Below are 13,933 nucleotides of genomic sequence, written 5' to 3' on the forward strand. Positions count from 1 at the left end.
GTTGTTGACGATGAAGATCGGTGTAATCGGTGGCGGCCAACTGGGTCGCATGTTGGCGCTGGCGGGCACTCCGCTGGGCATGAACTTCGCTTTCCTGGACCCTGCACCGGATGCTTGCGCAGCCGCGTTGGGCGAACACCTGCGAGCCGATTACGGCGATCAGGATCACCTGCGTCAACTGGCCGATGAAGTCGATCTGGTGACCTTCGAGTTCGAAAGCGTTCCGGCGGAAACCGTCGCGTTCCTGTCGCAATTCGTTCCGGTCTACCCGAGCGCCGAAGCGCTGCGCATCGCCCGCGATCGCTGGTTCGAGAAGAGCATGTTCAAGGACCTGGGGATTCCTACGCCGGCATTCGCCGATATCCAGTCCCAGGCCGACCTGGATGCCGCCGTGGCTTCCATTGGCCTGCCGGCTGTGCTCAAGACCCGTACCCTGGGCTACGACGGCAAGGGCCAGAAAGTCCTGCGCACCCCTGACGACGTGGTCGGCACCTTCGCCGAGCTGGGCAGCGTGGCCTGCCTGCTGGAAGGCTTCGTGCCGTTCACCGGTGAAGTCTCGCTGATTGCCGTACGTGCACGCGACGGTGAAACCCGCTTCTACCCGCTGGTGCACAACACCCACGACAGCGGCATCCTCAAATTGTCTGTGGCAAGCACCGATCACCCGTTGCAAGCTCTGGCAGAGGACTACTCCAGCCGTGTGCTCAAGCAGCTGGATTACGTCGGCGTGATGGCGTTCGAGTTCTTTGAAGTCGACGGTGGCCTCAAGGCCAACGAAATTGCCCCGCGTGTGCATAACTCGGGACACTGGACCACCGAAGGCGCCGAGTGCAGCCAGTTCGAAAACCACCTGCGGGCGGTTGCCGGTCTGCCGTTGGGTTCGACGGCCAAGGTCGGCGAAAGCGCGATGCTCAATTTCATCGGTAAAGTGCCGGACGCCGAAAAGGTCCTGAACATCGCCGATTGCCACCTGCATCACTATGGCAAGGCGTTCAAGGTCGGCCGCAAGGTCGGTCATGCCAACCTTCGTTGTGCGGACCGCGAGACCCTGGCGGCCCAGATTCTCAAGGTTGAAGCACTGATCGCCGAATAGTTTTATCTGGCAGCGGCGGAACCTTCGGGTTGCGCCGTTCTCTCATGGCAGGTTGCGAAAGTCTGACTAGGCTTTCAAATAGCTACTTCATTGAGAGGAGAATGCCATGGGAATTATCGGAACCATCTTTATCGGCTTGATCGTCGGCCTGCTGGCGCGGTTCCTGAAACCGGGCGATGACAGCATGGGCTGGATCATGACGATCCTGCTTGGTATCGGCGGTTCGATGGCAGCTACCTATGGCGGTCAGGCACTGGGTATCTATCAGGCCGGTCAAGGTGCGGGCTTCATCGGCGCGCTGGTGGGCGCGATTGTATTGCTGGTGATCTACGGACTGATCAAAAAGAACTGATCCAGACGACAAAGCCCTCTGCGCCAAAGCGGCGAGAGGGCTAGAATGCTCGGCGTTTTCTGTACTTCCCTTTACCGAGCACCTTCATGCGCCGTCTTCTGTTGACTCTTGTTTTACTGGGTTCGGGCATTGCCCATGCCGGCGAGCTGCCGGAAACCGACTGGCTCGAATTGATGCCCAAGTCGGACCAGAAGGCCCTCGAGGCCATGCCTGAAATCGACCACAACTCCCCTGAAGCCAATGGCACTTTCACCGACAAGGGTGGGATGAAGCAGGCCAAGGGCTTGCCGGCGGTGATGTACTCGACCAAGACCGTTGCGTCGATGAACGACAGGAATATTCGCATTGGCGGTTACCCGGTTCCGCTGGAGTCCGACGCCAAGGGCCGCAGTACCTTGTTCTTCCTGGTGCCTTACCCGGGCGCCTGCATCCACGTGCCGCCCCCGCCGCCCAACCAACTGGTGCTGGTGCGCTATCCGCAAGGTTTGAAGCTGAACGATATCTACACGCCGCTGTGGGTTACCGGCACGCTGAAAATCGAAAAGGTCAGCAACGACCTGGCCGATGCGGCGTATGCGCTGGATGCGCAGAAGGTGCGGGTGGTGAAGGAATCGGATCTGTAACTCGCCACTCAAGCCAGGCATAAACCCAATGTGGGAGCTGCGATGCGGCGGTCCCACATTGGTTTTGCAGTGTTAAAGGGATTTGCTACCGACGCTCACGCCCAGCGTATGGCTGGCACCCGGTGCCAGGTTCACCACATCACCCATCACGTTCGCCGTCTCGATGCACAGCATGCGCTGCCAGCCGTCGTCGGCCATGTCGCTGAGGGCAGCGGCGCGGTCGATCCACGGGTTCCAGATCACTGCCGTACGCGATCCATTGCTGGTCAGTACAATGCGCCGTTCCCAGGCCGGATCGACGATGCTCAGCTGTGGCGGGACATCAAGGTAGATGCGATCGGTCTCGCCGGTAAAACGCAGGTCACCGGTCTGGGCGACGGTTTTCCAGTTGTCCAGGGTCTCGATGTAGTTGAGGCCGTCCACGCCTTCGACGTGGACGTCGCACACATCGCTGACAGCAAAGTAACTGTGCAGTGCCTGGCTGATGCTGACGGCATCGGCACCCTGGTTGTGGCTGGTCAGGTGGATGTGCAATTGCTCGTCGAGGCGAATGCTCAGCTTCAAATCCACCTGGTGCGGCCAACCGGGAAAGCCGCCTTCGGGACAGGGCAGGAGGAATTCAACCTTCAGGCCTTCGCCTTCGGCTTCGATGCCGCCCAGCTCCCAATCCATCGTTCGCACAAAGCCGTGCGCCGACGGCGCTTCCTTGCTGGCGCGCATCGCCTGAACGCTTTGCGGATTGCGGTCAAATATGCCGAACCACGGCCAGCACACCGGCACGCCGGCACGGATGCTCTTGCCGGTCTTGAAGACGGCCTCGTCGTTGAGCCAGATCAGCGGCGGCTGGCCTGCCAATTGATAGCTGAGGATATGCGCGCCTTGCTGGGCCACCAGTAATTCGGCCTGACCGTGGCGGATGCGCCAGCAGTTCAGTTCATCCAGTTTTACGGCTTCAACATTGGGGGTGCTCATGGGACAGCTCTCGATCAGTAACGTGGACGACTATCGACCGCAAAACGGCTATCAGGTTTACAAGTTCTTTATCGAGCCCTGGGCGGAACCGAGCGCGTGCGGCCGCTGCCGTCGATGGCAACGAACACAAAGACCGCTTCGGTTACTTTACGCCATTCGCTGGACAGTGGATCGTCGCTCCAGACCTCGACCATCATCTTGATCGAGCTGCGGCCAATTTCCAGGGCCTGGGTATAAAAGGAAAGCTGAGCGCCGACCGCCACTGGAACCAGAAATGCCATGCGGTCGATCGCAACGGTGGCAACGCGCCCGCCGGCGACCTTGCTGGCCATCGCGGTGCCTGCCAAGTCCATCTGCGCTACCAGCCAGCCGCCGAAAATATCGCCGAAGCCGTTGGTTTCGCGAGGGAGCGCGGTGATTTGCAGGGCCAGGTCGCCTTGCGGGATCGGATCTTCTTGTTCGAGCTCTATCATGCCGGGGGTGCCTCTGACCCGTGACTCTTCGTTGGTATTGCTGGTGGTAGCCGTCTTCGGGAAAAACGATTCAGCACCGAACATACTACGTTCGTCACGTTTTCCATCAGGCGCCTAAAGGGAAACTCTGCGAAATCGCCTATGAACCTGACAGGCGTTTTCGCACAGCAACCCCTGAAAAAACCGGAGCAAGACTGCGAGTATATCGGTCGATAGACTCCGCGACGACCGTCCGGTTCTCATTTTGACCGTCAAAAATGCACCTCTATGTGCTTTTTCGAACAATTTGCTATCGTGCCGGACCTGCCCAAACCTCTGCCAGCGTTGTCGAGGTTGCAGATCCGACTATAAGAGAAGCCCTTGCCATGACCACAGCGCCCTCGAGCATCGCGCAATCAGACCAGCCCGCACGTCCGCTGACCCGCAACGACTACAAGACTCTTTCGCTGTCTGCCCTGGGCGGCGCGCTGGAGTTCTACGATTTCATCATCTTCGTGTTCTTCGCCACGGTGGTGGGCAAGCTGTTTTTCCCGGCGGAGATGCCTGAATGGCTGCGTCTGATGCAGACCTTCGGCATCTTCGCCGCCGGCTACCTCGCTCGTCCGCTGGGCGGCATCGTGATGGCGCACTTCGGCGACCTGCTGGGACGCAAGAAAATGTTCACCCTGAGCATTTTCATGATGGCGGTGCCGACCCTGATCATGGGTTTGCTGCCGACCTATGCGCAGATCGGCATGTGGGCGCCGATCCTGTTGCTGTTGATGCGGGTGATCCAGGGCGCGGCCATTGGCGGTGAAGTACCGGGGGCGTGGGTCTTTGTTTCCGAGCACGTACCGCAACGGCATGTCGGCTATGCCTGTGGCACCCTGACCAGCGGCCTGACAGCGGGCATCCTCTTGGGCTCTCTGGTCGCCACGGCGATCAACAGCCTTTACACCCCGGATGAAGTTGCGGACTACGCCTGGCGGATCCCGTTCCTGCTGGGTGGCGTGTTCGGTTTGTTCTCGGTGTACCTGCGTCGCTGGCTGCACGAAACCCCCGTGTTCGCCGAACTGCAACTGCGCAAGGCCCTGGCCGAGGAAGTGCCGCTGCGGGCGGTGCTGCGTGACCATCGTGGCGCGATAACCATTTCGATGCTGCTGACCTGGCTGCTGTCGGCCGCCATCGTGGTGCTGATCCTGATGACCCCGACGGTGTTGCAGACGGTCTATCACTTCTCGCCAACCACGTCCCTGCAGGCGAACAGCGTGGCGATCGTGTTCCTGAGCGTTGGCTGCATCATCGCCGGCGCACTGGCCGATCGCTTCGGTGCGGGGCGAGTCTTCGTGATCGGCTGTACCGCGCTGTTGGCCAGCTCCTGGACCTTCTATCACAGCCTGGCTGACCATCCCGACTGGCTGTTCCCGATGTATGCGCTGACCGGCCTGCTGGTCGGCACCATCGGCGCGGTGCCCTACGTGATGGTCAAGGCTTTCCCGCCGGTGGTGCGTTTCAGCGGCCTGTCGTTCTCGTACAACGTCGCCTACGCGATTTTCGGTGGCCTGACGCCGATGATCGTCAGTCTGTTGCTCAAGGAGAGCGCGATGGGGCCTGCCTATTACGTGGCGGTGCTCTGTGGCGTGGGGATTCTGGTGGGGGCCTGGCTCTGGAAGAGGGGCCGGTAAAGGGGGGTCAAGGCTTTCGCCAATGCGTAAGCCTTGTATCACATTCGTTCGAAGGCAGACGCGCACCACGTTCAAGCATGTCGCTAAGCGCACTGGCAGCCTGTATGGGGGCAATCACTTGATGCTCTACCATCAAATCCAATAGCCAAAGGGCGCCATGCACTTGTAGTCCATCGCGTTTGGCCTGACGCCTGAGTCTTCCATCGCAGTCAGTAGTGGGCGACCGGTTTGCTGTGCAAGCAGATAGCAAGACACATCAGCCAATGAACTGTTGTTGTGCTCTATTTTGAGTCCAAACAGTCTGGAAACCCCTGATTCGTCGAAGGACTCAACCTGCAGTCCGCGGCCAAGTAACTCGTCTTGGGGAAAATCTTCGAGTTCACTCAGCACGAAATCGGTACAGCAAAGAGTGAAAGGAAGGCTGAACATCTGTTCCAGCAGTCCGGCATTTCTGAAATCGATCCAGATATTCGTATCGCTGATATAAATCAGACTCATGCACTCTCCAGCGAGCCCAGAAAATTGGGATCAAGGGTGCTCACTGGTTTGCGTAAAAGTTCGGCTGCGCGGGATTTGGTGATCAACCCTTCCGCGAGTCCCCAGAACACTAATGACTCGAAACGTTGCGGTGGCTTGCAAGGCAAGGGTTCGGGTTCAGCCTTGCGCCATCCATTTGCACCGAATTGGATAGTGAGGGATTTATATCCATTGTCGCTAAGTAGGTTCAGATCCTTCAGGCGCCGCAACGCTGCTTGCATCGAGATTCCGTATTGGCGTTTGGCAATCAGCAGTTCACGAGGATGGACTCGTGAGCGCGGATGGCTGCCGAAGTCGCTGGTTACCCCTTTAGCGGGGTAGAGGAAAGCACCTGCGAAACGATGGCAGCAGTTTTCCTTGTCGCGTTCAGGCATATTTTCGGGCAGTTGCATGACCCAGTGACCAAGTTCATGGGCGGCAGTGAAGCGTATACGCTCGCCTGGACGATAGGCATTGAGCGCAATCAATACGTGGCGACCATCACTAGTAGCGGCACAGGCCCCGTCAAAGTCATCCGGCCCCGTTAGCATCGCGACCTTGATGCTGTGCTCTTCCAGTTGTTCGGTCAGATTGGAAATAGGATCACTACCAATTCCCCAGTAATCCCTGAGCAGTTCGGCGGCATGCTCGGCTTCTTCGAAAGATGATACGGGCAACATTTGCGCTGGGGTTTCTGGAGTTCGAATGTCTTCTGGGTCAAAGCACTCCTCTAGAGCAATGTAGCGCTCGAGATGTTCCCGGATCTGTTCTTCGACTTGAACCTGACGATATTTCGGCATTTTCGCCAATTTGCGAAACTCAAGCGGAGCAAGTGGAACGGCATCCGCACGGAAGAAATACTCAGGATTGACCTGCAGCACCTTGGCCATTTGCAATAGGCGAGTCGAATTCGGAGTGCTTAACCCCTTTTCATATTTGTTAAGAGCTTGCTTGGTGATGTCGCCAAGTTGGAGCGCCAGAGTCTCCAGAGATATGCCCCGCAAAAGGCGGGCGCGGCGGATTCGGTCGTTGATCATGTGTTCCTCTCTTGGTTGACAAGGCTATATTTTAGTTTCTTTTTGTCAACCTCTCTGCAGAGCCTCGATACATTTGCCTGCTCAATACTGGCCTTTCATCCAATTGTCATATTTCAGCCATAGAGTGTTCACACGGCCTGCTGATACTTGGCCCCGACTTAACACACCCTATCTGCTAGGAGTAAGGCATGAAACTGAAGCGTTTGATGGCGGCAATGACTTTTGTCGCTGCTGGCGTTGCGACTGCCAACGCGGTTGCCGCTGTTGACCCTGCTATCCCGAGCTACACCAAGACCACTGGTGTGTCGGGCAACCTGTCCAGCGTTGGTTCCGACACCCTGGCCAACCTCATGACCCTCTGGGCTGAGAACTACAAAAAAGAATACCCGAACGTAAACATCCAGATTCAGGCCGCTGGCTCCGCCACTGCGCCACCTGCGCTGACTGAAGGCACCTCCAACCTGGGCCCGATGAGCCGCAAGATGAAGGACACCGAACTGGCTGCCTTCGAGCAGAAGTACGGCTACAAGCCAACCGCTATCCCGGTTGCCGTGGACGCCCTGGCTGTATTCGTACACAAGGACAACCCGATCCAGCACCTGACCATGGAGCAGGTCGACGCGATCTTCTCGTCCACTCGTCTGTGCGGCGCTAAAGCCGACGTGAAAACCTGGGGCGACCTGGGCGTGACCGGCGACCTGGCCAACAAGCCGGTCCAATTGTTCGGTCGTAACTCGGTATCGGGCACCTACGGCTACTTCAAGGAAGAAGCCCTGTGCAAAGGCGACTACAAGCCTAACGTGAACGAGCAACCAGGTTCGGCTTCGGTCGTGCAGTCGATCAGTTCCTCGCTGAACGGCATCGGTTACTCGGGCATCGGTTACAAGACCGCCAGCGTGAAGACTGTGGCCCTGGCCAAGAAAGGCAGCCAGGACTTCATCGAAGACACCGAAGAAAACGCCCTGAACGGCAAGTACCCGCTGTCGCGCTTCCTGTACGTGTACGTCAACAAGGCCCCGAACAAGCCTCTGGCCCCGCTGGAAGCCGAGTTCGTGAAGCTGGTTCTGTCGAAACAGGGCCAGGAAGTTGTAGTGAAAGATGGCTACATCCCACTGCCGGCCAAAGTAGCTGCCAAAGCTCTGGCTGACCTGGGCCTGGTGGAAGGCGGCACTGAAGTCGCAAAAAAGTAACAAATTGAGTCCGAGGTGAACCCCCTCGGATTCACATGGGGGCGGCAGGAGCCGCCCCCATCTACTTCAAATTCTCTATCCACTGCTGGTTACCGCTAGCGGCGGATTTGTTGCGTCACTGCACTGTCATCTTTCTGTCATACAGGATCGCTAGGGTGTGCGAATGAATGATCTGGCCAATTCCACAATGACTACTAATCCCCCCAAGCGAATTGACTTCAATACGCCTGAGCTACAACGCAAGCGTCGCATTCGCGCGCTCAAGGATCGCTTCACCCGCTGGTACGTCCTCATCGGCGGCCTGGCGGTGCTGGCAGCCATCACACTGATCTTCTTCTTTCTCGCCTACGTGGTCGCGCCCTTGTTCCAGGGTGCCAGCCTGACGGCGAAAGATGCGCTCACCCCAGCCTGGATGCAGGATGCCGGCAAGCCACTGGTGATCTCGCTCGAAGAGCAAAACCAGGTGGCGATGCGGGTTTCCGACAAGGGCCAGGCATTGTTTTTCGATATCGACAGTGGCGCCGAGCTCAAGCGCGTCGATTTGCCTGTTCCGGCCGGCACCACCGTCACTTCCATCGGCGAAGACCAGCCAGGTCATCCGCTGATGGCCGTGGGCCTGTCCAACGGCCAGGCACTGGTGTTCCGTCACACCTATAAAGTCAGCTACCCGGAAGGCAAGAAAACCATCACTCCGGCCGTCGAGTACCCGTATGGCGAAGCGCCAATCGCGGTGAACGAAGCCGGCGGCGCGCTGGAACATGTCAGCCTCAACGCCAACGACTCGACCCTGATGCTGGTCGGCGCCACCGGTTCGCAACTCAACGTTCTGTCGCTGACCAGCGAAGAGAACATGATGACCGGCGAAGTCACCAACGAGCAGAAGCGCATCGACCTGCCGCAGATGACCGAGCCGGTGAAGAACATCTTCGTCGACCCGCGCCAGCAGTGGCTGTACGTGGTTAACGGGCGTGCCCAGGCCGACGTGTTCAGCCTGCGCGACAAGAGTCTCAATGGTCGCTACAAACTGCTTGAAGACGGTGAAGCGCAAGTCACCGCCAGCACTCAGCTGGTGGGCGGCATTTCTTTGATCATCGGTGACTCCAAAGGTGGCCTGGCCCAGTGGTTCATGGCTCGCGATCCGGATGGCGAGCAGCGTTTGAAGCAGATCCGTACGTTCCAGATGGGCACCACGCCTATCGTGGAAATCTCTGCTGAAGAACGTCGCAAGGGCTTCGTCGCCCTGGACGCTTCCGGCAAGCTTGGCGTATTCCACAGCACCGCCCACCGCACCTTGCTGGTTGAGCCGGTCGCTGAAGGCCAGGGCATTTTCGGTCTGTCGCCTCGTGCCAACCGCGTGATCGTCGAAGCCGGCGGCAAGCTGCAACCGCTGCTGCTCGACAACCCGCACCCGGAAGTCTCGTGGAGCGCGCTGTGGAGCAAGGTCTGGTACGAGAACTACGACGAACCCAAATACGTCTGGCAATCGACCGCCGCCAACACCGACTTCGAACCCAAGCTGAGTCTGTCTCCACTGACCTTCGGTACCCTGAAGGCCGCGTTCTACGCCATGCTGCTGGCCGCTCCACTGGCCGTTGCCGCTGCGATCTACACCGCGTATTTCATGGCGCCGGGCATGCGCCGCAAGGTCAAGCCGGTGATCGAGCTGATGGAAGCGATGCCGACGGTGATCCTCGGTTTCTTCGCCGGTCTGTTCCTCGCGCCCTATGTGGAAGGGCATCTGCCCGGCATCTTCAGCCTGCTGATGTTGCTGCCGATCGGCATCCTGGTGGCCGGGTTCACCTTCAGTCGTCTGCCTGAGTCGATCCGCCTGAAAGTCCCGGATGGCTGGGAAAGTGCGCTGCTGATTCCGGTGATCCTGTTTGTGGGCTGGCTGTCGCTGTACATGAGCCCGTTCATGGAGAACTGGTTCTTTGGCGGCGACATGCGCATGTGGATCTCCCACGACCTGGGCATCACCTACGACCAGCGCAACGCCCTGGTGGTCGGCCTGGCCATGGGCTTCGCGGTCATTCCGAACATCTACTCGATCGCTGAAGACGCCGTGTTCAGCGTGCCTCGGGGCCTGACCCTGGGCTCTCTGGCCCTCGGTGCCACGCCATGGCAGACCATGACCCGCGTGGTAATCCTCACCGCGAGTCCGGGCATCTTCTCGGCGCTGATGATCGGCATGGGCCGTGCGGTCGGTGAAACCATGATCGTGCTGATGGCCACCGGTAACACCCCGGTCATGGAAATGAACCTGTTCGAAGGCCTGCGCACCCTGGCCGCCAACGTCGCGGTGGAAATGCCCGAATCGGAAGTCGGCGGCAGCCACTACCGCGTGCTGTTCCTCTCGGCGCTGGTGCTGCTGTTGTTCACCTTCGTCATGAACACCCTCGCAGAACTGATTCGTCAGCGTCTGCGCAAGAAATACTCGTCGCTTTAAGAAAGGTAGAAGTCTGTGAAACAGAACTCCTTGAAAGGATGGTTCAAGAGCGGCGCCCCCGGCGTCTGGATCAGCGGTGGCGCGGTGTCCATCGCGGTCATCATGACCATTGGCCTGCTGGCAGTGATTGCCGTGCGCGGTCTGGGTCACTTCTGGCCGGCGGATCTGGTGCAAGCCAGCTACGACGTGCCGGGCCAGGGCAATCACCTGGTCGTCGGTGAAGTGGTACAGAAGGAAGAAGTACCGCGCGCACGTCTGAAAAGTGCTGGCTTGCCTGTGCCGGACGAAGGTCCGGAGTTCATGACCCGCGAGCTGATCAAGGTCGGCAACCGCGACCTGAACGGCAACGACTTCACCTGGATCGTCGGCGAATGGCTGACCAATCAGACCACGCCGCCAGAGTTGATGGCCATCGAGCGTCGCGAGTGGGGCAACTTCTACGGTTACCTGGTCAACGTCAAACAGGACGGCAAGGTGATTGCCGAAGGCGAGGCCGCATGGCCTGAGCTGCAAGCGCGGATCGATCGCGTGAACAAGCTCGCCGCGCAACTCAAGACTCTGGAAAAGACCGACATCGGTGCGATCAACTCCGGACTCGAGCGCATCCGCCTGCATGGTCGCAAGCTGGAGCTGGAGGGCAAGCTCGACGCGGCCGCACAAGCAGACATGGAGTCCGAGCGCGCCGAACTGAACGCCCGTTATCAGGACGTTGAAGCACGACTGGCCGACCTGCACGCGCAGTTCAACCGCGATGCTCTGACGGCTCGCGATGCCAACGGCAAAGAAATCGAAATCAGCCTCGGCAAAGTGGTTCACGCCTACCAGCCGAACGCCATGAGCACCATGACCAAGATTGGTTTCTATTTCAGCAAGGTCTGGGAGTTCCTGAGCGACGACCCGCGCGAAGCGAACACCGAAGGCGGGATTTTCCCGGCCATCTTCGGCACCGTGATGATGACCTTGATCATGGCGATGATCGTGACCCCGTTCGGCGTGCTGGCGGCGGTGTACCTGCGTGAATACGCCAAGCAGAACACCCTGACCCGGGTGATCCGCATCGCGGTGAACAACCTGGCAGGTGTTCCGGCCATCGTTTACGGCGTGTTCGGCCTGGGCTTCTTCGTCTACGTGCTGGGTGGCTCGCTTGACCGCCTGTTCTTCCCGGAAGCCTTGCCGGCGCCGACCTTCGGTACCCCGGGCCTGCTGTGGGCCTCGCTGACCCTGGCTCTGCTGGCTGTGCCGGTAGTGATCGTGGCCACCGAAGAAGGGCTGGCGCGAATTCCTCGCACCGTGCGTGAAGGCTCGTTGGCCCTCGGCGCGACCAAGGCTGAGACCCTGTGGAAGATCGTGCTGCCGATGGCCAGCCCGGCCATGATGACCGGCATGATCCTCGCCGTGGCCCGTGCCGCCGGTGAAGTGGCGCCGTTGATGCTGGTGGGTGTGGTGAAACTGGCGCCGTCGCTGCCGGTGGACGGTAACTACCCGTACCTGCACCTGGACCAGAAGATCATGCACCTGGGCTTCCACATCTATGACGTCGGCTTCCAGAGCCCGAACGTCGAAGCCGCACGACCGCTGGTGTACGCCACCGCGCTGCTGCTGGTGCTGGTGATCGCGGTACTGAACCTGTCGGCAGTGTGGATTCGTAACCACCTGCGCGAGAAGTACAAGGCTTTGGACAGCTGATATCCCTGTGGGAGCGGGCTTGCTCGCGAAAGCGGTGGGTCAGGCGACATTGATGTTGAATGTGCCGACCTCTTCGCGAGCAAGCCCGCTCCCACCCTAGATTGAGTACAGCCGCACCATGCGGCTAACCAAACCGAATTTGTTAGCACAGGGAGCCTCCCATGCAGCACGAAGCACATACCCACGGCATCAACATGTCGGCCCTGGGTCGCGACAAACAGAGCCTGAACCTCGAACAGGAAACCGTGGCCATCGAAGTGCCGGGCCTGAGCCTGTTCTACGGCGAAAAACAAGCGCTGTACGACGTCAGCATGAACATCCCGAAACAGCGCGTGACCGCCTTCATCGGCCCGTCCGGCTGCGGCAAGTCCACGCTGCTGCGTACCTTCAACCGCATGAACGACCTGGTTGACGGCTGCCGCGTTGAAGGCGAGATCAACCTCTACGGCAACAACATCTACCGCAAGGGCGAGGATGTGGCCGAACTGCGTCGTCGCGTCGGCATGGTGTTCCAGAAGCCGAACCCGTTCCCGAAAACCATCTATGAGAACGTGGTCTACGGTCTGCGTATCCAGGGCATCAACAAAAAGCGTGTACTCGATGAAGCCGTCGAGTGGGCATTGAAAGGCGCGGCATTGTGGGACGAAGTCAAAGACCGTCTGCACGACTCGGCACTGGGCCTGTCCGGTGGTCAGCAGCAGCGTCTGGTGATTGCCCGCACCATCGCTGTCGAACCGGAAGTGTTGTTGCTCGACGAACCGTGCTCGGCACTCGACCCGATCTCCACGCTGAAAGTCGAAGAGCTGATCTACGAACTCAAATCCAAGTTCACCATCGTCATCGTGACCCACAACATGCAACAGGCGGCGCGGGTTTCCGACTACACGGCGTTCATGTACATGGGCAAGCTGGTGGAATTTGGCGACACCGATACCCTGTTCACCAATCCGGCGAAAAAGCAGACCGAAGACTACATCACGGGCCGGTATGGCTAGTTGAGGTCGCCGCGAGCTACAAGCTGCAAGCGGCAAGAAAGAAGCGGTGCGATTCCAGGACTTGTACATAACTGCTTGAAGCTTGCAGCTTGAAGCTTGCAACTTTCGCGGAGCGAAAAAGATGATTAGCAAAGAAGGCCTTACCCACCACATTTCCGCGCAATTCAACGCCGAGCTTGAGGAAGTGCGCAGCCACCTCCTGGCCATGGGCGGGCTGGTGGAAAAGCAAGTCAACGACGCGGTGACCGCGCTGATCGAGGCCGACTCCGGCCTGGCCCAGCAGGTGCGCGAGATCGACGACCAGATCAACCAGATGGAACGCAACATCGACGAAGAATGCCTGCGCATTCTCGCCCGTCGTCAGCCTGCAGCGTCCGACCTGCGTCTGATCATCAGCATCTCCAAATCGGTGATCGACCTGGAGCGCATCGGCGACGAAGCGACCAAGATCGCCCGTCGTGCCATCCAGCTTTGCGAAGAAGGCGAAGCGCCACGCGGTTATGTCGAAGTGCGCCACATCGGTGACCAGGTGCGCAACATGGTCCGCGACGCACTGGACGCTTTCGCCCGCTTCGACGCGGAGCTGGCCTTGTCGGTGGCGCAGTACGACAAGATTATCGACCGTGAATACAAGACCGCCCTGCGTGAGCTGGCCACCTACATGATGGAAGACCCGCGTTCTATCTCGCGGGTTCTGAGCATTATCTGGGTACTGCGTTCGCTGGAGCGTATCGGCGACCACGCTCGCAACATCTCGGAGCTGGTGATTTATCTGGTACGCGGTACCGACGTGCGGCACCTTGGCCTGAAACGCATGAAGGAAGAAGTTGAAGGCACCAGTGGTGAAACCGCTAATGTTCCGGGCAAAACTGACGATAAGTAAGGT

13 protein-coding genes are annotated in these 13,933 nt (G+C 59.1%); 9 read left to right on the top strand and 4 right to left on the bottom strand.

Annotated features, from left to right (window positions below; genetic code table 11):
• Nucleotides 1–10: 10 nt before the first annotated feature.
• The 3 genes from CAG47_RS04030 to CAG47_RS04040 all read left to right on the top strand — a co-directional run bounded on the left by CAG47_RS04030 (nt 11) and on the right by CAG47_RS04040 (nt 2,068).
• Nucleotides 11–1,093 (top strand): 5-(carboxyamino)imidazole ribonucleotide synthase, encoded by a 1,083-nt coding sequence (locus CAG47_RS04030; protein ID WP_085723620.1) that lies wholly within the window; start codon nt 11–13, stop codon nt 1,091–1,093.
• Nucleotides 1,094–1,199: 106 nt separating this feature from the next.
• Entirely contained in the window at nt 1,200–1,445 is a 246-nt protein-coding gene (locus CAG47_RS04035) for a GlsB/YeaQ/YmgE family stress response membrane protein (protein ID WP_085723621.1), read from the top strand.
• Between the two features lie 86 nt (nt 1,446–1,531).
• Complete coding sequence (locus CAG47_RS04040) at nt 1,532–2,068, top strand: DUF3299 domain-containing protein (RefSeq protein WP_085723622.1); 537 nt, start codon at nt 1,532–1,534, stop codon at nt 2,066–2,068.
• 72 nt (nt 2,069–2,140) lie between these two features.
• Here CAG47_RS04040 and CAG47_RS04045 read toward each other — a convergent pair whose 3' ends face one another.
• Together CAG47_RS04045 and CAG47_RS04050 are read right to left on the bottom strand one after the other, a co-directional pair.
• A complete protein-coding gene (locus tag CAG47_RS04045) occupies nt 2,141–3,040 on the bottom strand; it encodes a D-hexose-6-phosphate mutarotase (protein ID WP_085723623.1) in 900 nt (299 codons plus the stop codon).
• 68 nt (nt 3,041–3,108) lie between these two features.
• Nucleotides 3,109–3,513, bottom strand: coding sequence for an acyl-CoA thioesterase (locus CAG47_RS04050; RefSeq protein WP_007942704.1), 405 nt, complete (start codon nt 3,511–3,513; stop codon nt 3,109–3,111).
• Between the two features lie 365 nt (nt 3,514–3,878).
• Between CAG47_RS04050 and CAG47_RS04055 the strand changes: the two genes are divergently transcribed.
• Nucleotides 3,879–5,177: an MFS transporter gene (locus CAG47_RS04055; RefSeq protein WP_085723624.1), complete on the top strand. Its 1,299-nt coding sequence runs from the start codon at nt 3,879–3,881 to the stop codon at nt 5,175–5,177.
• A gap of 132 nt (nt 5,178–5,309) precedes the next feature.
• Here CAG47_RS04055 and CAG47_RS04060 read toward each other — a convergent pair whose 3' ends face one another.
• Both CAG47_RS04060 and CAG47_RS04065 read right to left on the bottom strand, forming a co-directional pair.
• Nucleotides 5,310–5,675 carry a hypothetical protein gene (locus CAG47_RS04060; protein ID WP_256577368.1) on the bottom strand — a complete coding sequence of 122 codons (366 nt, stop codon included), beginning with the start codon at nt 5,673–5,675 and terminating at the stop codon, nt 5,310–5,312.
• The gene (locus CAG47_RS04065; RefSeq protein ID WP_085723625.1) at nt 5,672–6,730 is read right to left on the bottom strand and encodes a helix-turn-helix domain-containing protein; all 1,059 of its coding nucleotides are present in this window, start codon (nt 6,728–6,730) and stop codon (nt 5,672–5,674) included. Before CAG47_RS04065 ends, CAG47_RS04060 begins: the two co-directional genes overlap by 4 nt.
• Nucleotides 6,731–6,918: 188 nt before the next feature.
• Here CAG47_RS04065 and CAG47_RS04070 point away from each other — a divergent pair, with 188 nt between their 5' ends.
• The 5 genes from CAG47_RS04070 to phoU all read left to right on the top strand — a co-directional run bounded on the left by CAG47_RS04070 (nt 6,919) and on the right by phoU (nt 13,930).
• Nucleotides 6,919–7,920: a phosphate ABC transporter substrate-binding protein PstS gene (locus CAG47_RS04070; protein WP_085723626.1), complete on the top strand. Its 1,002-nt coding sequence runs from the start codon at nt 6,919–6,921 to the stop codon at nt 7,918–7,920.
• Between the two features lie 163 nt (nt 7,921–8,083).
• Nucleotides 8,084–10,366, top strand: a complete 2,283-nt coding sequence (locus CAG47_RS04075; RefSeq protein WP_085723627.1) for an ABC transporter permease subunit — start codon at nt 8,084–8,086, stop codon at nt 10,364–10,366.
• A gap of 15 nt (nt 10,367–10,381) precedes the next feature.
• Nucleotides 10,382–12,052: a phosphate ABC transporter permease PstA gene (gene pstA / locus CAG47_RS04080; protein ID WP_085723628.1), complete on the top strand. Its 1,671-nt coding sequence runs from the start codon at nt 10,382–10,384 to the stop codon at nt 12,050–12,052.
• Between the two features lie 161 nt (nt 12,053–12,213).
• Nucleotides 12,214–13,047: a phosphate ABC transporter ATP-binding protein PstB gene (gene pstB, locus CAG47_RS04085; RefSeq protein WP_085723629.1), complete on the top strand. Its 834-nt coding sequence runs from the start codon at nt 12,214–12,216 to the stop codon at nt 13,045–13,047.
• A 121-nt stretch (nt 13,048–13,168) separates the two neighbouring features.
• Nucleotides 13,169–13,930, top strand: coding sequence for a phosphate signaling complex protein PhoU (phoU, locus tag CAG47_RS04090; protein WP_085723630.1), 762 nt, complete (start codon nt 13,169–13,171; stop codon nt 13,928–13,930).
• Nucleotides 13,931–13,933: the final 3 nt, after the last annotated feature.

The organism is Pseudomonas sp. R37(2017) (assembly GCF_002113375.1).
In the GTDB taxonomy this organism is placed as follows: Bacteria; Pseudomonadota; Gammaproteobacteria; order Pseudomonadales; family Pseudomonadaceae; genus Aquipseudomonas.

Excerpts from the sequence above, each read along its gene's own strand:
- CAG47_RS04030 (WP_085723620.1), top strand. The coding sequence starts at position 11 with ATGAAGATCGGTGTAATCGGTGGCGGCCAACTGGGTCGCATGTTGGCG.
- CAG47_RS04035 (WP_085723621.1), top strand. The coding sequence starts at position 1,200 with ATGGGAATTATCGGAACCATCTTTATCGGCTTGATCGTCGGCCTGCTG.
- CAG47_RS04040 (WP_085723622.1), top strand. The coding sequence starts at position 1,532 with ATGCGCCGTCTTCTGTTGACTCTTGTTTTACTGGGTTCGGGCATTGCC.
- CAG47_RS04045 (WP_085723623.1), bottom strand. The coding sequence starts at position 3,040 with ATGAGCACCCCCAATGTTGAAGCCGTAAAACTGGATGAACTGAACTGC.
- CAG47_RS04050 (WP_007942704.1), bottom strand. The coding sequence starts at position 3,513 with ATGATAGAGCTCGAACAAGAAGATCCGATCCCGCAAGGCGACCTGGCC.
- CAG47_RS04055 (WP_085723624.1), top strand. The coding sequence starts at position 3,879 with ATGACCACAGCGCCCTCGAGCATCGCGCAATCAGACCAGCCCGCACGT.
- CAG47_RS04060 (WP_256577368.1), bottom strand. The coding sequence starts at position 5,675 with ATGAGTCTGATTTATATCAGCGATACGAATATCTGGATCGATTTCAGA.
- CAG47_RS04065 (WP_085723625.1), bottom strand. The coding sequence starts at position 6,730 with ATGATCAACGACCGAATCCGCCGCGCCCGCCTTTTGCGGGGCATATCT.
- CAG47_RS04070 (WP_085723626.1), top strand. The coding sequence starts at position 6,919 with ATGAAACTGAAGCGTTTGATGGCGGCAATGACTTTTGTCGCTGCTGGC.
- CAG47_RS04075 (WP_085723627.1), top strand. The coding sequence starts at position 8,084 with ATGAATGATCTGGCCAATTCCACAATGACTACTAATCCCCCCAAGCGA.
- pstB (WP_085723629.1), top strand. The coding sequence starts at position 12,214 with ATGCAGCACGAAGCACATACCCACGGCATCAACATGTCGGCCCTGGGT.
- phoU (WP_085723630.1), top strand. The coding sequence starts at position 13,169 with ATGATTAGCAAAGAAGGCCTTACCCACCACATTTCCGCGCAATTCAAC.